The following is a 20,731-nucleotide window of genomic DNA, read 5'->3' on the forward strand; positions in this document are numbered from 1 at the left end:
ACCCCGGAGCCGTGGCTCCGAGGTCGCCGCCCCTTGCGGGGCTGCCCCCAAGGGGAAATGGGGTTACAGGCTTTCCAGATAGACCTGCGGCACGCGGTAGCCGCGCTTGGCCATATACTTCACGTACTTGCCGCGCTCCTGGAACAGTTCGCTGGCGTATTCGCTGTAGGCGTCGCGCAGGTCCTCGATATCGGTGGCGTGGCGCAGATCGCTGGCGAGTTCCTTGCGGGTCTCGTTCACGTTGATGCGGTAATCGTACCACTTGCTGTTCTGCACGCCGCCGATCGGGCTCTGGATGATGCGGGCTTCCTCACCGCGCGCCACTTCCTTCTCGTACATCGTCGGGACCGCAATCGCGGCACCGGCCGGAACAAGGGCCATCGCAACGAGGGCGCTGCGGAAAAACGTCTTCTTCATGGGACTTCTCCCTTCGCTTTCGTGTGGTGGGTTCGAGGGAGAAACGAACCCACCCGCATTTTTCGTCATGCCAAGAGACGAACCGGGTCATGTAGCGGACGATCCGAAATGGTTTTGGATCATGCGTTTACGCGTAAACACAACCCGCACGCCGGTTCATCCGGGCGCAAGGAGCGGTTCATCGGCCAGCCAGTTTTGTCGCTGGCGATCAGCGCGGCAGTTGTGCGAAATCCGTCAGCGCCGCATCCCGCAGGCCGCGCCAGACGTGGACCGCCTGCACCGTTTCGCGCACGTCGTGCACGCGCAGGATGTGCGCGCCGGCGTCCATGGCCTTGATCGCCAGCATCAGCGATCCGCCCAGCCGGTCATGCGCCGCCGCTTCGTTGGAAAGCGCGCCGATCATCCGCTTGCGGCTGGCGCCCACGTAGAGCGGGTGGCCCAGCGCGTGGAACAAGGCCAGGCCGTTCATCAGCGCCAGGTTCTCCGCCACCGTCTTGCCGAAGCCCACGCCGGGATCGAGCAGGATGTTCTCAGGCCGCACACCTGCTGCCAGGCATTCGTCCCGGCGCTGTTCCAGCCAGTCGTAGACGTCCAGCACGACATCGGCGTAATCGCCGTTGGAATGAAGGTCGTCCGCCTTGCCCGGCGCGTGCATCAGCACCACCGGCGCGCCGGAAGCCGCTGCGAGTTCAAGGCTGCGCGGGTCGTAGCGCAGGGCCGAAACGTCGTTGATAATGTGCGCGCCCGCCGCCAGTGTCGCTTCCATCACGGCCGGGCGACGCGTGTCGACGCTGATCGCCGCGCCCATCGCCACAAGCTGCTGGACCATCGGCACCACGCGCTTGATCTCGTCCCCTTCCCACACCGCACCGGCGCCGGGTCGGGTGGATTCGCCGCCCACGTCGATCATCGCCGCCCCCGCTTCCAGCATGGCGGCGGCATGCGAGAAGGCAGTGTCCGGCTTGTCGAGGAACGAGCCGCCGTCGGAGAAGCTGTCCGGCGTCATGTTGAGAATGCCCGCGACTTGCGGCTGTTCAAGGCGGATGGTGCGTTCGCCACATTGAAGCGGCGGGTGAATCTTCTTGAAATTGGCCCACTGCCTCTGCGCGACGTCCGCCAGATCGGCCGGAAGCGCCGCCAGCGCGGCAGGCACGTCCTGCGCGCCCAGCCGCTCGCGAGAGATTACCTTGCCATTCTCGCGCACGATCAGGGCAAATCGACTGGCCCAGACCAGCGATCCAGCAAGGCGGACGGCCTCGCCCTCCTCGCTCTGCGGGCTTTGGGCGAAGGCGATGGGCTGGAGGTAGATCTTGCGAGTCATGAGCGGGCCCTTAGCGATTGCGCGGGCCACGCAGAACAGGTTTCGAGGTCCTGCCCATCACCTCTGGCTAAACTTCAGCTTCAGCTTCAGCGCCTTCCCCTCACCCGTCATCCTGAACTCGTTTCAGGATCCATCGGGCAGCGAAGGCCAAAGGGTTGTGGTCGCAAGCCGATATCTCGGTCTACTGTCTCATCCCTCGGCACAGGCTGAGGGATGGATCCTGAAACAAGTTCAGGATGACGAGGGCGGGATGGGGGCGGGGTGGGGACGCGGTCCCGCCCGCTCCCTCACCGAGCCCGATCAGGGCTCGGTAGCGAGAATGTAGAGCTGGCGGATCGCGTCGATCGGCTTGACCTTGCCTTCGTGCTCCAGGTGCCAGAACGTCCAGCCGTTGCACGACGGCGCTTCCTGCAGTTCCTTGCCCAGCCCGTGGATCGAACCCGTGGCCTTGTCGGCCACCAGCGAACCATCGGCGCGCACCACGGCGCGGAAGCGGTTCTTCTTGTCCGAAAGCACGGTGCCCGGCGCGATCCAGCCGGTTTCGATCAGGGTGCCGAACGCCACCTTGGGCGCGGTGCGCTTCGACTGCATGGTCTTCAGCGCGCTTTCGTCCAGCGGCAGCGCCATTTCGATGCGTTCCAGTGCGGCGTCGCGATAGTCGCCCTCACGCTCGCAGCCGATCCACTCGCGGCCGAGGCGCTTGGCGACGGCGCCGGTGGTGCCGGTGCCGAAGAACGGGTCGAGCACGACGTCGCCCTCATTGGTGGTGGCCAGCATCACGCGATAGAGCAGCGATTCAGGCTTCTGCGTCGGATGAACCTTGCGGCCGCCCTTCTTCAGACGTTCCGCACCGTTGCAGATCGGCAGAACCCAGTCCGAACGCATCTGCAGTTCGTCGTTCAGCGTCTTCATCGCGCGATAGTTGAAGGTGTACTTCGACTTTTCACCCATCGACGCCCAGATCAGCGTCTCATGCGCGTTGGTGAAGCGGGTGCCCTTGAAGTTCGGCATCGGATTGGCCTTGCGCCACACGATGTCGTTCAGGATCCAGAACCCCATGTCCTGCATGATCGCGCCAAGGCGGAAGATGTTGTGGTACGAACCGATCACCCACAGCGAACCCTCGGGCTTGAGCACGCGGCGCGCTTCGGTCAGCCAGTCACGCGTGAACTGGTCGTAGGCGGCGAAGCTGGAGAACTTGTCCCAATCGTTGGTCACGGCATCCACGTGGCTGCCGTCCGGACGCGAAAGGTCGCCGCCAAGCTGAAGGTTGTACGGCGGATCCGCGAAGACCATGTCGACGCTGGCGTCGGGAATAGTGCGCATCGCTTCGATGCAGTCGCCCGGGATGATCTGGCCGAGGGGCAGCAGTTCCTTCGGCGTCGGCGCGGGTGCGCGAGCGCGGATCTTCTGCTTGACGAGTAGCTGGCCCATGTTTGCTCCGGGGAATTTGAACTGTGGATTGACTCCCCAATGAGTCTTTCACGATTCACCGTCAAGCCGCGACTCGCCGGATTCCCTTGTGATTCACGTGTTCAGCAGTATGGAACAAAACGAATCCAACACAAGATATCGAGTCAGGAGGGATTCGCGGGACTCAACATCTTGGGGTTGGCGACTCGCCAGAGTCAGCCAAATTTTTTTATCAACACGAGTCCTGTGCGAAATGCACAGTTGTGTGTTTGAATGACCCCGAACGCTGACCGGGCTGCCATGATTCAAATCGGCCCGTAGTCCACGCCGGTCATCTGGACACTCACGTCCCACAGCCTGCGCGCGGCATCGGGATCGATCGCGGTCGGCTTGCGCTTTGCCACGCCTGACGGTCCGGAAACCTCGCCCATCTTCTGCGGGCCATAGTACTGGCCGGGCTCCACTGCGTCGGTCGCCGCCTGCAGCGTGGGCCACGCGCCCTGCGCCGCGCTGTTGAGCATCCAGCCGACCAGCGGGAACATGGCCCGAAAGGCCAGCCAGTGCCGGCCCAGCTCGGTGGAGGCAACGCCCGGATGGCAGGCCACCGCCGTTACCGGCGAGCCCGCCGCACGCAGGCGCCGATCCAGTTCGAACATGTGCAGCAGGTTCATCAGCTTGCTGTCGCCATAGCGCTGGGAGCGGTTGTAGCTGCGATGCGCGTCCAGATCGTTCCAGTCGATATTGCCGCGCCGGTGGGCAAGGCTGGCCGTGATTACCACGCGCCCACCCTGCACTTGCGCCAGCTTGCCCAGCAGCAGCCCGGTCAGCGCGAACGTGCCCAGATGGTTCACGCCGAACTGCAGTTCGTGCCCCTGCACCGTGCGCTGAAGCGGCGGCATCATGACGCCCGCGTTGTTCACCAGCACATCCAGCCGGGGCTCATCGCGCGCGACGATGGCGGCGCATTCGCGCACGCTGGCAAGGTCCGCCTGATCGAGCGGCACGAACGAAAGGTTCGCGCCCGACACTTCCAGGCGGATGTTCTCCATCGCCTGCCGCGCCTTCTCCTCGCTGCGACAGGCCAGCAGCACGCGCGCGCCACCTGCGGCCAGCACTTTCGTCGTTTCATAACCCAGCCCGGTGTTGGCGCCGGTGACGAGGAAGCACTTGCCGGCCTGCCCGGTCACGTCCGCAGCAGTAAATCCCTTCAAAGTGCCATCTCCAACTGGGCGACCGGCGCGAAACTGCGGCGGTGGTGAACGGTGGGGCCATGCAGGCGCAGTGCCTCAAGATGCTGGGCAGTGCCGTAGCCGGCATTGCGTTCCCAGCCATAATTCGGGTGGACCAGCGCCAGATCGCGCATCAGCCGGTCGCGATGTTCCTTGGCAATGATCGAGGCGGCGGAAATGCACGGCTCCACCGCGTCGCCACCGACGATGGCGCGGGCGTTCCAACGCCATTCCGCCGTGCGGCCGTGCGGCGTCATGTTGCCGTCGATCAGGACTTCGTGCGGATCTTCGCCCAGCTGATCGCACAGCGCGGCAACGGCGCGGGTCATCGCCAGCATGGTCGCACCGAAAATGTTGATCCGGTCGATCTCTTCCACGTCCACCACGCCCACCGCCCAGCGGCAGCGGCGCTTTATCGTCGTTTCCAGTTCGGCCCGGCGCTTGCCGGAAAGCTTTTTGGAATCATCGAGTCCCGACGGCCGGGGCTTGCACAGCACGACCGCGCCCGCCACAACCGGACCCGCCAGAGGGCCACGCCCCGCCTCGTCCACTCCGATAACGAGGCGGCCAACAGGGGATGAAATCGACGTGACCAAAAAGCTAGCCTCCAGACTTTTCCTTGTGGCGGTATCGCCCGTCGCTATCGCACTCGCAAGCTGCGGATCGGCAGCCTCCGGGGATAAGGCTGCGGCCACCGGCGGAACGCCATTCAAGGTCTCGCAAGTCGCCTCGTTCGACGAGCCTTGGGCGATGGATATCGACAAGGCCACCGGGGCGATGATCGTCACCGAGAAAAAAGGCAAGATCCGCCTGCGCCTGGCCAATGGCACGATGGGCGAAGTGAGCGGCGCGCCGACTGTCGCCTATGGCGGTCAAGGCGGGCTTGGCGACGTGATCTTCGCACCCCCTCAAGTCCAATCGGGCCAGACCGGCAAGACGCTCGACGGCCGCGTGGTTTACCTGAGCTGGGCCGAGGCAGGCGATGGCGACACGCGCGGCGCGGCGGTGGGCAAGGGCACCCTGTCCTGCCCGCAACCCGCAAGCTGCTCGCTCCAGGGGCTCAACGTAATCTGGCGGCAGGTGCCCAAGGTGACCGGAGAAGGCCACTATTCGCATCGTCTGGTGTTCTCGCCCGATGGCAAGTACCTGTTCGTCAGTTCGGGTGAGCGGCAGAAGTTCACGCCCGCGCAGGATCTGGGCACCAACCTTGGCAAGATCGTGCGCCTGCTGCCGGACGGCACGCCAGCGCCGGGCAATCCTTATGCGGACAAGCCGGCGCCCACGAACCAGATCTGGTCTTACGGCCACCGCAATGTCCTTGGCCTGGTGTTCGACGACAAGGGGCGGCTCTGGGATCTGGAGCATGGCCCTGCCGGCGGGGACGAGATCAATCTGGTGAAGCCGGGCCAGAACTACGGCTGGCCGCTGGTTTCGGATGGCGACAATTATGACGGCACGCCGATCCCGCGCCACAAGACGCGGCCGGACCTTGCCGCCCCGGCGATCAGCTGGAACCCGGTGATCGCTCCGGGCGACTTCATCTTCTACACCGGCCAGCAGTTCCCGCAGTGGAACGGCCAGTTCCTGATCGCCTCGTTCAGCGTGCCCGGCCTCGTCCGCGTGCGGATCGACGGCGAGAAGGCGGTGGAGGAAGCGCGTTACCCGCTCGACAATCGCATTCGTGAGATCCAGCAGGGCCTCGACGGGTCGATCTGGCTGCTGGAGGATGGCCCCGCGCCCGATTCCGGCCACTTGCTGCATCTGACGCCGAACGGCTAATCCGACATTAGCCGAATTGAATCGACAAAGGCGCGCGCCAATCCTATCGGCGCGCGCCATGTCCGAAACCGTCCCCGACACCGCCACTCTGATCCCGCTCGACAATGTCGATCCCGCGCTCGTCGAAGCGCTGCTCGACCGTGCGTTCGAGCCGGAACGACACAAGCGCACCGCCTACAAGGTGCGTGAGGGGACCGATTGGCTGCCCGGCCTGTCCTTCGCCGCGCTCGACAGTGACGAGATGCTGGTCGGTTCGATCCAGTGCTGGCCGGTGGCGCTCACCGATCCGGACGGCCGCGCGCATCCGCTGATCATGGTCGGCCCGGTGGCCGTGCTGCCCGAATTGCAGGGCCAGGGTTTTGGAAAGGCGCTGGTCTCGGCCAGCCTTGCCGGGATCGACGCCCGCGCGCCGCTGCCGCAAGTGCTGATCGGCGATCCGGACTATTACGCCCGCTGGAGCTTCACCAGCGAGGCCACTTCCGGCTGGAGCCTGCCCGGCCCGTTTGCGCAGCATCGCCTGCTGGTGCGCAGCGAGAATCCCGCCGTCCTCCCGCGCGAGGGCATGCTGGGGCCTTGGCTGTGATAAGAACGCGCCGATAATTTCCCTGCTCGCGTTAAATCGCGGGAAGATCCCGGCTGGACCTTGGCGCGCGAGCCCCTATCTGGCATCGCGAAGCCATGCCTTATGATGTGCCGCCCGATCTGAACGCCCTGACGCTGGCCGAAGCGGCCGAGCTGGTGGCCGCGCGCAAGCTGCCGCCGGTCTCCGAATGGTCGCCGGCCCAGACGGGCGACAGCGAAATGCGCATCCTGGCGGACGGGCGCTGGTTCCATCAGGGCGGCGAAATCCGCCGTCCCGCCATGGTCCGCGCCTTCGCCTCGCTGCTGCTGCGCGACGATGCGGGGCAGCACTGGCTGGTCACGCCTGCCGAGAAGCTCTCGATCGAAGTGGAGGACGCCGCCTTCATCGCCACCGATGTGCGCGCGGAAGGCGATGCGCTGGTCTTCCGCCTCAACACCGACGATATCGTCATCGCCGGCCCGGATCACCCGATCCGCAGTGAAGGCGATCCCGAAACCCCTGCCTTCTATCTTGCCGTGCGCAACGGCACCGAAGCCCGCCTCAACCGCAGCACTTACGGCCAGCTTGCCGAGATCGCGCTTTCGGGTGGCGGCCTGACAGTGACGAGCCAGGGCGCGACATTCGATCTGGTGCCCGCATGAGCCTGCTGTTCGACCGCCTGCGCCCCCGCTTCGACGCCGCGCATCGCAACGCCCCGCCCGAACTCTGGCTGGACCCGCGCATCGACGAGATTCCGGAATTCAAGCCCGCCGCCGTGCTGGTGACGCTGACCGAGCGTGACAAGCCCGGCACGCTGCTGCTCCACCGCCCCTCCACCATGCGCGCGCACCCCGGCCAGATCGCTTTCCCCGGCGGGCGGCTGGACGATGGCGAAACCGCCATCGAGGCGGCGCTGCGCGAGGCGGACGAGGAACTGGGCATCCACCCGCGCGATGTGCAGGTTCTGGGCACCAGCGACGTCTATCGCACCGGCAGCGGGTACGAGATCACCCCGGTTCTGGCGGTGATCCCCGCCGACCTGCCGATCCACCCCAACCCGGCCGAAGTGGCGCAATGGTTCGAGGCGCCGGTGGGCTATCTGCTCGATCCCGCCAACCAGCAGCAATGCACGGTCGAATGGGAAGACCGCCATCACCGTTTCGTGGAGATCAACTGGCACGACCACCGCATCTGGGGCGTGACCGGGGCGATCCTGCACAACTTATCCCGCAGGCTGAACTGGAATGACTGACACGCTGCCCGACCGCATCGATCCTGTCTGGATGCGGCGAGAGGACATGGTGGCGCTGGTGGAAACGCTGGGCGCGCAGAATGCGCGCTTCGTCGGCGGTTCCGTGCGTGACACGTTGCTGGGCCTGCCGGTGAAGGACATCGACATGGCCACCACGCTGGAACCGGACGAAGTGATGATCCGCCTGAAGCGTGCGGACATTCACCGCGTGCCCACCGGGATCGAGCACGGCACCGTCACCGCCGTGCTGCCAGGCGGCCCGGTGGAGATCACCACCCTGCGCCACGACGTTTCCACCGACGGCCGCCGCGCCACCGTGGAATTCGCCGAAGACTGGCAGGAGGATGCCGCCCGCCGTGATTTCACGATCAATGCGCTCTACGCCGATCCACTGACCGGCCGGATCTTCGATTATTTCGGCGGCCTGGCCGATCTGGCCGCCCGCCGCGTGCGCTTCATCGGCGATGCCCGCCAGCGCATCCGCGAGGACCACTTGCGCATCCTGCGCTACTTCCGCTTTCAGGCCCGGTTCGGATCGCAACCGGCGGATGAGGAAGCGGAAGGCGCCTGCGCCGAACTCGCCGCCACGCTGAAGGGCCTTTCGCGCGAACGCGTGGGCATGGAGATGATGAACCTGCTCGGCCTGCCCGATCCGGCGCCAACCGTGGCACGCATGGCCGAGCTGGGCGTGCTGGCGGTGATCCTGCCCGAAGCCGATCCCGCCGCGCTTGCCGCGCTGGTCGCCGCCGAACAGGCGCAAGGCATCGGCCCCGATCCGCTGCGCCGCCTGGCCGCGCTGCTACCGGCGCAAGTGCAACTGGCCGAACAGATCGCCTCTCGCTTCCGTCTTTCCGGCGCGCAGAAGAAGCGCCTGTCCGCCGCTGCCGCGCGGGAGGTGGAGCCGGGTAATGCGCGCGCCCTCGCCTACCGTCTCGGCCGCGAAGGTGCGTTGGATCGCCTGCTGATTGCCGGCGCCGATGCCGCGCCGCTCGAAGGCTGGCAGATACCTGAATTCCCGCTCAAAGGCGGCCAGATCGTCGCGCGCGGCGTCAGCGCCGGACCGCAAGTGGCGCGCATCCTGAGCCGGGTGCAAGACCGCTGGATCGCCGAAGGCTTCCCCGCCGCATCCCGTGTCGAGGCCCTGCTCGACGCGGAACTGGCGGAGCAGAACTCGTGAACCTGGGCGAGCTTTCCCAATTCCTCTACGAAAAGCCGCTGATGGGTTTGACCATTGCGGCGATCCTCGTCTCGATGCTCGCCGGCATGTTGACCATGCGCTATCCGCGCCTCAGCCACGGGCTGCGCAACACCGCCTACCTCGGCCTCACCGCCGCACTGCTGCTCACTGTCGCCAGCCTGGCCAGCAATGCCCACCGCTCCGACGCGGCGCTCTGGCTCGATCAGGTGCGCCCGGCCTCCATCCAGGGGACGCAGACGGTGCTCCCGCTACGCACGGACAATCATTTCTGGGTGGAAGCCCAGCTGAATGGGGAGCCGGTGAACTTCCTGATCGATACCGGCGCCACTTACACCGGCATCTCCCAGTCCGTCGCCCGCCGCGCCGGGATCGTTCCCGATCAGGGCGATGAAGGGGTGATGCTGGATACCGCGAACGGCACGATCGTCGCCCGCATGGCCACCGCCAGTTCGCTGCGCTTCGGATCGATCGAGGCGACTTCGCTGCCGATCGCCATCGGCCCCGACAACGAGGTGGAAACCAACGTCATCGGCATGAACCTGCTGTCCCAACTCGGCAGCTGGCGCGTGCAGAACAACCAGCTGATCCTTGAACCAAAGCCCGCAGCGAAAGCGGACAAGGCGGACTGACAACCCGCGATATCGCCGCGGCGACCCGCCGCTGTCTGGACGCCCCCACGGCCGGGCGGCAAGGACAGGGGATGACCGATAATGCCGATCTAGAAGCGCTGCGCAGCGAAGTCCGCAGCTTCCTTGCCGCCGAAGCGCCCACCGGCTGGCGCGATGCCAGCCGCACGCAGGACGATTTCGTCCGCACCCAGCGCGACTGGTTCGGAAAGCTCGTCCGCGCCGGCTATGCAATCCCGCACTGGCCCGCCGAATACCCCGGCGGCGGCCGCAGCCTGGCCGAGCAGAAAGTGATCTACGAGGAACTGGCCCGCGCCGATTGCCCGCGCCTCCTGCTCTCGTTCGTGTCCACCTACCACGCCTTCGCCACGCTGCACGAATGCGGCAATGCCGAGCAGAAGGCGCGCTATCTGCCCGGCATCTTGCAAGGCGAGACCTGGTGCCAGGGCTTCTCCGAACCCGGCGCCGGATCGGACCTTGCCGCGATCAAGACGCGGGCCGAACTCCAGTCCCGCCCAGATGGCGACGTCTACGTCATCAATGGCCAGAAGGTCTGGTCGACGATGGCCCAGTTCGCGGACAAGTGCCTGCTGCTGGCGCGCACTTCGTCGGACGGCCCGAAGCAGGCAGGCATCACCTACCTGCTGATGGACATGAAGGCGCCGGGCGTCACCGTCCGCCCGATCCACCAGATCCAGGGGGATGAAGAATTCGCCGAGATCTTCCTCGACAACGTGGAGATCCCCGTCTCCGGGCGTGTGGGGGAGGAAGGCAAAGGCTGGGCCGTGGCCCAGGCGACGCTCGCCTCCGAACGCGGGCTGACGCTGATGGAACTGTCCTATCGGATGCGCGGCGCGCTGGGCCGCGTGACGAAGCTGATCCGGGAGCATGGGCATGAAGAGGACCGCGGCGTGCTACGCGATTTCGGCGCGCTGGTCACGCAAGTGGACGCGGTCTGCGCGATTGCCGACCAGTTCCTCGACAACCGCATCAACGGGATCGAGCGCATGGGCGACGCCTCCATCGTCAAGAACGCCTACAGCCGCGCGCTGCGCGCCTACTCCGCGCTGGGCCTGCGGCTGGGCGGCATGGACGAACAATACGTGGCGCCAATCACTTTCGGCGATCTCAATACCGGCAACTGGATGGCCGATTTCATGAATTCCTATGCCTGGACCATCGCCGGCGGCAGCGAGGAAGTGCAGCGCAACATCATCGCCGAACGCATGCTGGACATGCCGCGCGAGCCGAAGGGGTGGGTGCTGTGATCGAACTGAACGAACTCACCGACGCCGCGCAGAAGGCATTTCCGGCGGAAAAGCTCTCCCCCTCGCGCGATGAAAGCTGGCAACTTGCCGCCGAAATGGGCTGGCTGATGGTGCGCCTGCCCGAAGAGGACGGTGGCCTTGGCTTCACGCGCGAGGCATCGACCGCGCTGCACCTCGAAATGGGGCGCGTGCTTTCGGCGATGCCGCTGATCCCCGCGCAGCTTGGCCTTCAGGCGATTGCCGCCAGCGAAGACTTTGCCGGGCGTGCGGACTGGCTGGAACGGCTGGCCGGCGGTGAATATGCCCCGCTGCCGATGCTCCCGTCCAAGCTGACGCCATCGTCCGACGGCACCGTTTCCGGCACGATCGCCGGCGTGTTCGAGGGCGACATGGCCGTTGCCGTGGTCGCGCAGCTTCCCGGCGGCTATGCGCTGGTGCCGCTCGACGCGCCGGGCGTCTCGCTGGTCGACCGCGCGATCTGGGATCCCAGCCGTCGCCTGTTCGATGTGGTGCTGGATGGCTTTGCCCCTGCCCTGATGCTTACCGACGCAGACGGCGCCAAGGCCTTGCACGACCGGCTCTCGGGCGAGGCGCAACTCGCCCTCGCGGCGGACTGCATCGGCGCGGCCGGTGCAGCGCTGGACATGACCATCGAATACATGAAGGTCCGCCGCCAGTTCGACCGGCCGATCGCGCTGTTCCAGGCGCTGAAGCACCGCGCCGCCGACATGAAGACGCGCATCGTCGTTGCCGAGGCCCTGCTTTGGAAGCGTGTGCGCGACGAAGGCGCCAGCGTCACCGAACTCGCCGCAGCCAAAGTGCTGGCCGCCGAAGCTTTCCGCTTCGTGACCGAGGAGATGGTCCAGCTTCACGGCGGTATCGGCCTGACGGACGAGCATCCGTGCCACCTGTTCCTCAAGCGCGCGCTGCTGAACTTGCAACTCTGCGGCAATGCGGACCTGTGGAACGAGCGCGTGGGCCGTCAGGCGCTGGGCTAAATCGACAGGGCTTGCGCAACCGCGTGCGGGCGGTGACAGTTGGGACTCTTCGAGAGCCCCGAGGAACCGCCCCACGATGAGCGAGACAGGCAGCTTCGCTGCGCACTTCAAGGCCAATATCGTGCTCTACGGCGCGTTGGCGGCCAATCTCGGCATTGCCATCGCCAAGTTCGTGGCCGCCGGGATCAGCGGCTCGTCCTCGATGCTGACGGAGGGCGTTCACTCACTGGTGGACAGCGGCAACCAGGTCTTGCTGCTCTACGGCCAGAAGCGTGCCAGCCGAAAGCCGGACCCAACGCACCCGTTCGGCTATGGCCGCGAACTCTATTTCTGGGCCTTTGTCGTCGCCATCCTGATCTTCGCGATTGGCGCGGGCGTGTCGATCTACGAAGGCTTCGTCCATATCTCGGCCCCGCACGCGATCGACGACCCGACGCTCAATTACATCGTTCTGGGCATCGCTTTCCTGATGGAAGGCGCGTCATGGGCCATCGCCGTGCGCGAATTCGATCGCGGGCGCGGAGAGCAGACGTGGTGGCAGGCGATCCGCCGCAGCAAGGATCCGCCGGGCTTCATCGTGCTGTTCGAGGATAGCGCCGCGCTGATCGGCCTTGTCATCGCCGCCGTGGGCGTATGGGCCTCCATCCACTTCGCAGACCCGCGCATCGACGGCGTCGCTTCCGTCCTGATCGGCTGCGTGCTGGCGGGCGTGGCAGTGCTGCTGGCGCGCGAATCCAAGGAACTGCTGATCGGCGAGGCGGCCGATCCGGTGCTGATCGCCCGCATCCGCGAAGTGCTGGACGGCCACCCCCGCATCGACGCGGTGAACCACATCCGCACCATCCATACGAGCCCGCAGGCCATCTTCGTCGCCATCAGCGCCGACTTCGCGGACGACCTGAGGATGGGCGATGCCGAAACCCTGATCGAGGAACTGGAGTGCCGGATGAAAGCCCTCTCCCCCTGGATCACGTCCATCTACATCCGCCCGGAAAAGCGGGCCGATGCGATGGTCTGGTGAGTTACTTCAGCGTCATCAGGTAATCGACCACTTCCTTGCGCCGCGCCGGATCGGGGATGCCGGCGAACGGCATCTTCGTGCCCGGAACTTTCTTCTGCGGCGATGTCAGCCAGGCGTCGAGTGTGGGGCGATCCCAGCTGAGGCCGGAGGCTTTGAGCGCGGGGCTATAGGCATAGCCGGGCTGGCTGGCCGCCTTGCGTCCGGCAATGCCGTGGAGGTTCGGACCGTAGGAGGTCTTGCCCGCCTCGGTCGCGTGGCAGGCGGCGCAAGTGGCGAACATGGCCGGGCGCGGGACCGCGTTTTGCGCGGAGCCGGTGGAGGCCAGCGGCACGGTCATAACCGCCACGGAAACGGCGGCGAGGAAATAGGTCTTCACGGGAAAGCATTCCAGTAGATGGGGTTGGCGCCTCTAACGCCCGATGCCAATCCAAACCACCCCGTCATCCCCGCGAAGGCGGGGATCCCGCTTGTTCTTGAAACGTAGCGCGAAGGAAGCGGGGCCCCCGCCTTCGCGGGGGCGACGAAGATGTTAGGGTTGCGGCGGCGCAGGATCACCAACGCCGCCATCCGGAGATCAGAACCTGTCGAGGTTCATCACTTTGCCCCAGGCCGCCACGAAGTCGGCGACGAACATCTGCGTCGCATCATCCGAGGCATAGGCCTCCGAAACCGCGCGCAGTTCGGAGTTCGATCCGAACACGAGGTCCACCGGGCTCGCCGTCCACTTGAGCTTGCCGCTGGCACGGTCATAGCCTTCGTAGAGGCCGGGCCCCTTGTCCGACTTCTGCCACCTGGTGCCCATGTCGAGCAGGTTGACGAAGAAGTCGTTCGAGAGCGTGCCAGGTTGCGCCGTGAATACGCCGCTCTGCGAATGCGCGGCATTGGCGTCCAGCGAGCGCATGCCACCAACCAGCACCGCCATCTGCGGCACGGTCAGTTCCAGCTGGTTGGCCTTGTCCACCAGCATCTCTGCCGGCGAATGGTCACTGTCCGCGCCGTAGTAGTTGCGGAAACCGTCGGCGCGCGGGCGCAGATAGTCGTAGGACTTGGGATCGGTCTCCGCCTGCGTCGCATCGACGCGGCCCGGCGTGAACGGCACGGTGACGGTATAGCCCGCCTTCGCCGCTGCCTGCTCCACCGCGGCGTTGCCGCCCAGCACGATCACGTCCGCCAGCGAGACCTGCTTGCCCCCCGTGGCCGAAGCGTTGAACGCCTTGCGCACGCCTTCCAGCTTCGCCAGCACTTTGGCCAGTTCCACAGGATCGTTGACCGCCCAGCCCTTGGCCGGATCGAGCCGCAGACGCGCGCCGTTGGCACCGCCGCGCATGTCGGTGCCACGGAACGTCGCGGCCGAGGCCCATGCCGCCTTCACCAGTTCGCGCGGAGCGATTCCGGTGGCGAGGATCTTCGCCTTCAGCACGCTCGCGTCGGCCTGATCGATCGTGGCATAGGTCGCCTTGGGCAGCGGGTCCTGCCAGACGAAGCTGACCTTGGGGACGTCCGCGCCGAGGTAGCGCGCGGATGGTCCCATATCGCGGTGCGTCAGCTTGAACCACGCCCGCGCGAAAGCCTGCGCGAAGAGTTCAGGGTTCTCGCGCCACCTGGTGGTGATCGCCCGGAAACCGGGATCTTCCTTCAGGGCGATGTCGGTGGTGAACATGATCGGCGCGTGGCGCACATCGGGGCGATGCGCGTCGGGCACCAACTGGCCAGCGTTCGGATCGCTGGGAATCCACTGCGTGGCGCCGGCGGGGCTTTTGGTCTTCACCCAATCGAAACCGTAAAGGTTGTCGAGGTACTGGGTGGTGAACTTCACCGGATCGGCCGACCATGCGCCTTCAAGGCCGCTGGTGATCGTGTCCTCGGCATTGCCCTTGCCGCACTTGTTGGCCCAGCCGAGGCCTTGCTGCTCCACCGGCGCGGCCGAGGGATCGCCGCCAAGGCAATCGTCCGGCTTGTGCGCACCGTGGGCCTTGCCGAACGTGTGGCCGCCCGCGATCAGCGCGGCGGTTTCCTCGTCGTCCATGGCCATGCGACCGAAGGCGAGGCGGATATCGGCAGCGGCGGCCAGCGGATCGGGATTGCCGTTCGGACCTTCCGGATTGACGTAGATGAGGCCCATCTGTGTCGCCGCCAGCGGGCCCTTCAGGCCGGTCTTGGCGTCCCGGCGCTCATCGCCCAGCCACTTCTTTTCGGGGCCCCAGAACACCGTGTCCGGCTCCCAGCTATCGGCGCGGCCGCCGGCGAAGCCCAGCGTCTTGAAGCCCATGTCCTCCAGCGCGACGTTGCCCGTCAGCACCATAAGGTCGCCCCAGGAAATCTTGCGGCCGTACTTCTGCTTGATCGGCCAGACGAGGCGGCGGGCCTTGTCGAGGCTGACGTTGTCCGGCCAGGCGTTGAGCGGATCGAAGCGCTGTTCACCGCCCGCGCCGCCACCGCGGCCATCGACCACGCGGTAGGTGCCGGCGCTGTGCCATGCCATGCGGATGAAGAACGGGCCGTAGTGGCCATAGTCGGCCGGCCACCAGGGCTGCGAGGTGGTGAGCGTCTTGCGAATGTCCGCCTTCACCGCTTCGATATCGAGCGTTGCAAATTCCTTGGCGTAGTTGAAATCGGCGCCATAGGGATTGGATGCGGGATCGTTCTGACGCAGCGGCGAAAGGTCGAGGCGATCCGGCCACCAGTCCTGGTTGGTGTTGGGCGCTGCAGTTGCCGGTGCCCCCGCACCTTCGGCCTGAGCGGGTGTTGCGGCGAGCGGCAGCAGCACGGCGGCCATCAGCGCGCAAAGCGAAGTCGATGTTCTGGACATTGGGTCCTCCTCCTGTTGATCGAACCTTGTTGGAGGTCCGGGATAGCGGCGGAGAAATTTTCCAAAAAACTGATCGATTTAATGATTGTGATCGCCTGCCACGATTACGCAATGTTTTGTCACAAATACACATCGCGGCAGCAAAGGATTTCTCCCGCACTCCCGCCAAAGCCCGAAAATCCGCGCCGCAGCGCAGCACGAAAAAGGCCTCCGTACTGCTACGGAGGCCCTTCCCTTACAGTCAATTTCGTGCGCCGCTTCAGCCCATGGCGACGAGGCGCTGGGCCTCGGCAATGATCTCGGGCGGCTGAACGAGGAAGGCGTCTTCCAGCTTCTTCGCGAACGGCACCGAGCAGTACGGCGCGCCAAGGCGGCCGACCGGAGCCTTCAGCTTGCCGAACAGCGTTTCCTGCACGGTCGCGGCGATCTCCGCGCCGGGTCCGAAGTTGCGTCCGGCTTCGTGGACCACCAAAAGGCGGCCGGTCTTCTCGACCGAAGCCAGCACGGTTTCCTTGTCCCAGGGCGAGATCGTGCGCAGATCCACCACTTCGACCGAGACGCCCGCCTTGGTCAGTTCCTCATAGGCCTGCATGACGGTGAACATCATCTGCCCATAGGAGACGATGGTGATGTCCGAACCCGGCGCGACGACGTTGGCCTTGCCCAGCGGGATCGGGCCCTGATTGACGGGCACGTCCATCGGCACGAACAGCGTCTTGCCGCTCTCGACGATGATGACCGGATCCGGGTCCTGAATGGCCGAGAGGTAAAGGCCCTTGAAGTCCGCCGGGGTCCAGGGGATCACCACCTTGATGCCAGCGGTGTGGCAGAACCATGCCTCGTAGAAGTCGGCGTGCTGGCCGGCGGTCTGGTTGCCCGCGCCGGTCAGGGTGCGGATCACCATCGGCACCTGGCTCTGGCCGCCCGACATGAAGCGCAGCTTGGCGGCGTGGTTCACGATCATGTCCATGGCGACGGTCGTGAAGTTCATCAGCATGATTTCGGCAACGGGCTTGTAGCCGCCCATGGCCGCGCCGATGGCCGCACCGATGATCGCCTGTTCCGAGATCGGCGTGGAGCGCACGCGCATCGTGCCGAACTTGGTGGAAAGGCCGCGCGTGACGCCGACGACGCCGCCGCCTTCGTTGTCCGCAATGTCCTCACCCAGCACGAGGACCTTGGGATCGGCCTCCATCGCCTCGAACAGCGCGGCATTGATGGCCTGAAGGCCGTTCATCTTCACGGTCTCTACGACCGGAGCGTCAAGGGTATCGGTGCTCATGCCGGAATCTCCTCGGCAAAGACGTCGCGGCGCAGTTCGTCGTCGGACGGATATTCGCAGGCCATCGCGAATTCGATGGCGTCGTTCACTTCGGCCTCGATCTTCGCGGTCAGCGCGTCGAGTTCCTCGGCCGTGGCGATCCCATCGTCGATCAGCTTCTGGCGGTACTTGGGCAGCGGATCGTCCGCCATCGCCGCCGCCTTCTCTTCCTTGGTCATGTAGGCGTCGTTGTCGCCGAAGACGTGGCCCATGAAGCGGAAGGTCTTGCATTCCAGCAGCGTCGGCCCCTCGCCCGCACGCGCACGCTCGATGGCGGCGTGGGCGTGGGCGTAGACGTCGACCGGGTCGTTGCCGTCCACGGTGTAGCCCGGCATGCCGTAGCCGATCGCGCGCTTCGAGATCTGGTCGACCGCAGTGCCGTTCTCATAACGGGTATGCTCGGCAAAGCCATTGTTCTGGCAGACGAAGATCACCGGAAGCTTCCAGACCGAAGCCAGGTTCAGCGCTTCGTGGAACGCGCCGATGTTGCTGGCGCCGTCACCGAAGTAGGCCACGGTTACCTGCTTGGTGCCGTCCAGCAGTGCCGCCCAGCCGAAGCCGTTGGCGATCGGCATGGAGGAGCCGACGATGCCCGTCGTCACCATCACGCCGGTTTCCGGGTGGGTGAGGTGCATCGGGCCGCCCTTGCCCTTGCAGGTGCCGTCGACACGGCCGCAGATTTCGGCCCAGAGCGGGCGCAGCGGCATGTCCTTGGCGACCATGTCGTGGATGCCGCGATAGATCGTGCAGATCTTGTCGTCGTTGTTCAGCAGCACCGAGATGGCCGAAGGAATGCATTCCTGCCCGCGCGCCGAGTAATACGGCGCGGTAATGCGGCCGCGACGTATCTGGGTGCGGGTGGCATCGTCGTTCCGCTCGATCCGGATCATCCGGCGATAGATGTCGAGCTGGGTCTTGGCGTCCGGGGTTGCCCGGTTCTCCAGTGCCCGATTCTCCAAAGTTTCGCTCATAAGTCCTCTCTCGATCAGCCCGGTTCTTGTGGGCTGGCTGAACCCCAGTTCAGTACGCCACCGGTAACCTCACGCAAGGGTGGGCCGAACCGCCTCGGCGTTATCCGCTTCCAGCCGCGCCTGGGCGAGCTTGCGAACTTCGCTTGACTTCACCTTTTCGCTGCCGGTGATCGCGTAATCCTCGTCGCGGAAGAACAGCACGCGGCGCGGCACCTTGAAGCTGGCGATCTGCGCCTTGCACGCTGCGATCACCGCAGCCTCGTCCACCACCGCGCCATCCAGCGGGACGATGCAGGCGACCACCATCTCGCCCAGCAAGTCATCCGGCACACCCACGGTCTGGGTGCGCTTCACCCCCGGAATCCGGGCGATCACCTCGTCCACCTCGATCGGGGCGACATTGGCGCCGCCGGTCTTGATCATCTCGGTCATGCGCCCTTCCCAGAAGAAGCGACCCGCCTCATCGACGCGTCCGGCGTCGCCCGTGCAGAAGAAACCCTCCGCATCGAAGCATTCTTCGGGCGCCTTGCCGAGATAGCCGGACATCAGCGTGGGCCCCTTGATGCACATCTCTCCCACCGTCCCCACAGGCACGACGCGGCCCGATATCGGCTCGACGATCTTTAGGATATTCCCCGGCAAAGGCGCCCCGAAAGAGCCTTCCACCCGCCCCTCGGCATCGTCGGCAACGAACGAGGTGCAGATCGTCATCGTCTCCGTGCAGCCGAACGACATCGGCACTTCCCACTGGGTGGAGACGCTGGGATGCTGCCAGATCAGTTCGCCGCGTGGCACGTACTTCACGCTGGAAAGGTCCGCCCCCACCCACTTCGGCGAGGCCTGAAGCCGGGCCCACTGATGCGGGCGGCCGTTCAGGAACGTCACCCGCTCCTGCTCGGCCAGATCCAGCGCCTCGTCCGCGTCGAACACGCGCTGCAGCACCACCGTGCCGCCGGTGGAAAGCGCTGTGCCCACCACCATCGAGACGTTGCCGGACCAGAAGAAGCCGTTGCCCGTCCAACTGCGCACCGGCTCATGCATCGCAAACAGGCGCGGCCAGCGCCACCACTGCACGGCGAAGGCCCGCTGCGAATGAACCACGCCCTTGGGCAGGCTGGTCGTGCCGGAAGAGAAGAAGATGCCGCCGATGTCGGCCGGATGCACGGCATCGGCCCTGGCCAGCACCAGTTCCTCTGCCACCCCGGCGCCATGGGCCAGGAACTCGTCCCAGGTCTCCACCGCGCCGCCCGCGCCCACGGCAAAGGGCTCCGCCTCCCCCGGTGCCCCGCCCAGCGCGACAAGCCGGCGCAAGTACGGGAACCGTGCCGAGGCCAGCCCAGACCGAGCGGTGAGAATGTCCGGCTCCAGTTCGAGCAGCATCGCGCCGAAGTCCTTCTTCAACACCCGCGCCTCGTACAGCAGCAGCGTCGCTTCCGAAGCGCGCAGCAGGTGATCCAGTTCCTGCGGCGTGGAGAAGGTGCTCAGCGCCACCGGCACGCCGCCCGCCAGCGCGGCGCCGAACAGGCTGGAAAGGAATTCCGGCCGGTTGGTCATCAGGATGCCGACCCGCTCCCCCTTGCCGATGCCATGGGCCACCAGTGCGCGGGCCACCTCCATCGAGCGGGCGAGCAGTTCCTCGTAAGTCCATGCAGTACGATGGTCCCCCTTGCGCAGGACGACCGCCTCGCGCGGGCCATAACGCGCCACAACCTCGCGCAGATAGCCGGCGATCGTATGCGCGCCCTGCCCCGGTTCATCCGCCAGCGAAGGCGCCTGCACCAGCGACTGGCCGGGATCGGGCAACACGCAGCCTGCCCCTATGGCGGCCCCGCTGGCGGATCTGCCGGCATGATGCATGGTTCTCAATCCTTCCAGTCGCGATCATCGTGTCGCGATGGGGCCTAGCAGCGCCGCGAAGGCCTGCGAAAGGCGCGAAAATGTGCTAGGTAGGCGCAGTCACTTCGCTGCGCCGATGGAGACAAACATATTGCGTGGAACCGAACGCCGCTGCGTAACTTATTGCACATGGCAGTCCCGACATCCGTTCACCCGAACAGAAGCACGGTCGGCCAGAATCGCATTGTTCACGTTTACCCGCTCGGCTTGGAATTTTGGCGGGGCTGTTAAACAATATAGACAATAAGGAGTGAATGCGATGTCGCCATATCTGACGAAACTCGCCCCCGTAGCGATCGTGCTCGTGGGTTCGGTCGGCCTTGGTGGATGCGCCACCAAAGGTTACGTGAACGACCAGATCGCCACGGTGAACCAGCGCATCGACGGACTCGATTCCCGCCTTCAGCAGACGGATGGCACCGCCAAGCAGGCCCTGGCAGAGGCACAGGCCGCTTCCGGAACTGCCCAGCAGAACGCCCAGCGGATCGACCAGCTGAACAGCCGGGTCGATGGCGTCGAGCAGCAGTTGCAGAACAGCCAGCGCAAGAAGGCCCGCAACTGAGCGCAATTCCAGCCTTAATCTGGCTATAACTGCGACCTAATGTGTCGGCGTCGTTCACGACGCCGACCATTTCCATGTCTACATTCTT

General features: G+C 65.5%; 20 protein-coding genes. 10 read left to right on the forward strand and 10 right to left on the reverse strand.

Annotated features, from left to right (window positions below; all coding sequences use genetic code 11):
* Window positions 1–63 precede the first annotated feature (63 nt).
* The 5 genes from WBP06_RS08165 to WBP06_RS08185 form a co-directional block, all read right to left on the reverse strand.
* Window positions 64–417: a hypothetical protein gene (locus WBP06_RS08165; protein ID WP_395333649.1), complete on the reverse strand. Its 354-nt coding sequence runs from the start codon at window positions 415–417 to the stop codon at window positions 64–66.
* Between the two features lie 208 nt (window positions 418–625).
* Window positions 626–1,738 (reverse strand): dihydropteroate synthase, encoded by a 1,113-nt coding sequence (gene folP / locus WBP06_RS08170; protein WP_395333651.1) that lies wholly within the window; start codon window positions 1,736–1,738, stop codon window positions 626–628.
* 300 nt (window positions 1,739–2,038) lie between these two features.
* A complete protein-coding gene (locus tag WBP06_RS08175) occupies window positions 2,039–3,172 on the reverse strand; it encodes a site-specific DNA-methyltransferase (protein ID WP_395333653.1) in 1,134 nt (377 codons plus the stop codon).
* A 284-nt stretch (window positions 3,173–3,456) separates the two neighbouring features.
* On the reverse strand, window positions 3,457–4,362 hold the full coding sequence (locus tag WBP06_RS08180; protein ID WP_395333655.1) for an oxidoreductase: 906 nt from the start codon (window positions 4,360–4,362) through the stop codon (window positions 3,457–3,459).
* On the reverse strand, window positions 4,359–4,964 hold the full coding sequence (locus WBP06_RS08185) for a ribonuclease HII (protein WP_395334090.1): 606 nt from the start codon (window positions 4,962–4,964) through the stop codon (window positions 4,359–4,361). Before WBP06_RS08185 ends, WBP06_RS08180 begins: the two co-directional genes overlap by 4 nt.
* Window positions 4,965–4,968: 4 nt before the next feature.
* Between WBP06_RS08185 and WBP06_RS08190 the strand changes: the two genes are divergently transcribed.
* From WBP06_RS08190 to WBP06_RS08230, 9 genes are all read left to right on the forward strand, one after another.
* Window positions 4,969–6,159: a PQQ-dependent sugar dehydrogenase gene (locus tag WBP06_RS08190; protein ID WP_395333657.1), complete on the forward strand. Its 1,191-nt coding sequence runs from the start codon at window positions 4,969–4,971 to the stop codon at window positions 6,157–6,159.
* A gap of 58 nt (window positions 6,160–6,217) precedes the next feature.
* Window positions 6,218–6,742, forward strand: coding sequence for a GNAT family N-acetyltransferase (locus WBP06_RS08195; protein WP_395333659.1), 525 nt, complete (start codon window positions 6,218–6,220; stop codon window positions 6,740–6,742).
* A 95-nt stretch (window positions 6,743–6,837) separates the two neighbouring features.
* Window positions 6,838–7,383 (forward strand): DUF1285 domain-containing protein, encoded by a 546-nt coding sequence (locus WBP06_RS08200; RefSeq protein WP_395333661.1) that lies wholly within the window; start codon window positions 6,838–6,840, stop codon window positions 7,381–7,383.
* Window positions 7,380–7,973, forward strand: coding sequence for a CoA pyrophosphatase (locus WBP06_RS08205; RefSeq protein ID WP_395333663.1), 594 nt, complete (start codon window positions 7,380–7,382; stop codon window positions 7,971–7,973). Before WBP06_RS08200 ends, WBP06_RS08205 begins: the two co-directional genes overlap by 4 nt.
* Window positions 7,966–9,150, forward strand: a complete 1,185-nt coding sequence (locus WBP06_RS08210) for a CCA tRNA nucleotidyltransferase (RefSeq protein ID WP_395333665.1) — start codon at window positions 7,966–7,968, stop codon at window positions 9,148–9,150. The genes WBP06_RS08205 and WBP06_RS08210 overlap by 8 nt, the downstream gene beginning before the upstream one ends.
* On the forward strand, window positions 9,147–9,800 hold the full coding sequence (locus WBP06_RS08215; RefSeq protein WP_395333667.1) for a TIGR02281 family clan AA aspartic protease: 654 nt from the start codon (window positions 9,147–9,149) through the stop codon (window positions 9,798–9,800). The genes WBP06_RS08210 and WBP06_RS08215 overlap by 4 nt, the downstream gene beginning before the upstream one ends.
* 71 nt (window positions 9,801–9,871) lie before the next feature.
* On the forward strand, window positions 9,872–11,065 hold the full coding sequence (locus WBP06_RS08220) for an acyl-CoA dehydrogenase family protein (protein WP_395333669.1): 1,194 nt from the start codon (window positions 9,872–9,874) through the stop codon (window positions 11,063–11,065).
* Complete coding sequence (locus WBP06_RS08225; protein WP_395333672.1) at window positions 11,062–12,063, forward strand: acyl-CoA dehydrogenase family protein; 1,002 nt, start codon at window positions 11,062–11,064, stop codon at window positions 12,061–12,063. The genes WBP06_RS08220 and WBP06_RS08225 overlap by 4 nt, the downstream gene beginning before the upstream one ends.
* A 76-nt stretch (window positions 12,064–12,139) precedes the next feature.
* A complete protein-coding gene (locus WBP06_RS08230) occupies window positions 12,140–13,084 on the forward strand; it encodes a cation diffusion facilitator family transporter (RefSeq protein WP_395333674.1) in 945 nt (314 codons plus the stop codon).
* A gap of 1 nt (window position 13,085) precedes the next feature.
* Here the strand turns inward: WBP06_RS08230 and WBP06_RS08235 are convergent, their stop codons facing one another.
* The 5 genes from WBP06_RS08235 to WBP06_RS08255 form a co-directional block, all read right to left on the reverse strand.
* Entirely contained in the window at window positions 13,086–13,460 is a 375-nt protein-coding gene (locus WBP06_RS08235; RefSeq protein ID WP_395333676.1) for a c-type cytochrome, read from the reverse strand.
* 198 nt (window positions 13,461–13,658) lie between these two features.
* Window positions 13,659–15,893 carry a catalase/peroxidase HPI gene (katG, locus tag WBP06_RS08240; protein WP_395333679.1) on the reverse strand — a complete coding sequence of 745 codons (2,235 nt, stop codon included), beginning with the start codon at window positions 15,891–15,893 and terminating at the stop codon, window positions 13,659–13,661.
* A 259-nt stretch (window positions 15,894–16,152) separates the two neighbouring features.
* Window positions 16,153–17,175: an alpha-ketoacid dehydrogenase subunit beta gene (locus WBP06_RS08245; RefSeq protein WP_395333681.1), complete on the reverse strand. Its 1,023-nt coding sequence runs from the start codon at window positions 17,173–17,175 to the stop codon at window positions 16,153–16,155.
* Window positions 17,172–18,185, reverse strand: a complete 1,014-nt coding sequence (locus tag WBP06_RS08250; protein ID WP_395333683.1) for a thiamine pyrophosphate-dependent dehydrogenase E1 component subunit alpha — start codon at window positions 18,183–18,185, stop codon at window positions 17,172–17,174. The genes WBP06_RS08245 and WBP06_RS08250 overlap by 4 nt, the downstream gene beginning before the upstream one ends.
* Window positions 18,186–18,254: 69 nt before the next feature.
* Window positions 18,255–20,042, reverse strand: a complete 1,788-nt coding sequence (locus tag WBP06_RS08255; RefSeq protein WP_395333685.1) for a class I adenylate-forming enzyme family protein — start codon at window positions 20,040–20,042, stop codon at window positions 18,255–18,257.
* 298 nt (window positions 20,043–20,340) lie between these two features.
* Between WBP06_RS08255 and WBP06_RS08260 the strand changes: the two genes are divergently transcribed.
* Window positions 20,341–20,643, forward strand: coding sequence for a hypothetical protein (locus WBP06_RS08260; protein WP_395333687.1), 303 nt, complete (start codon window positions 20,341–20,343; stop codon window positions 20,641–20,643).
* Window positions 20,644–20,731 lie beyond the last annotated feature (88 nt).

The organism is Novosphingobium mississippiense, from assembly GCF_044029535.1.
In the GTDB taxonomy this organism is placed as follows: Bacteria; Pseudomonadota; Alphaproteobacteria; order Sphingomonadales; family Sphingomonadaceae; genus Novosphingobium.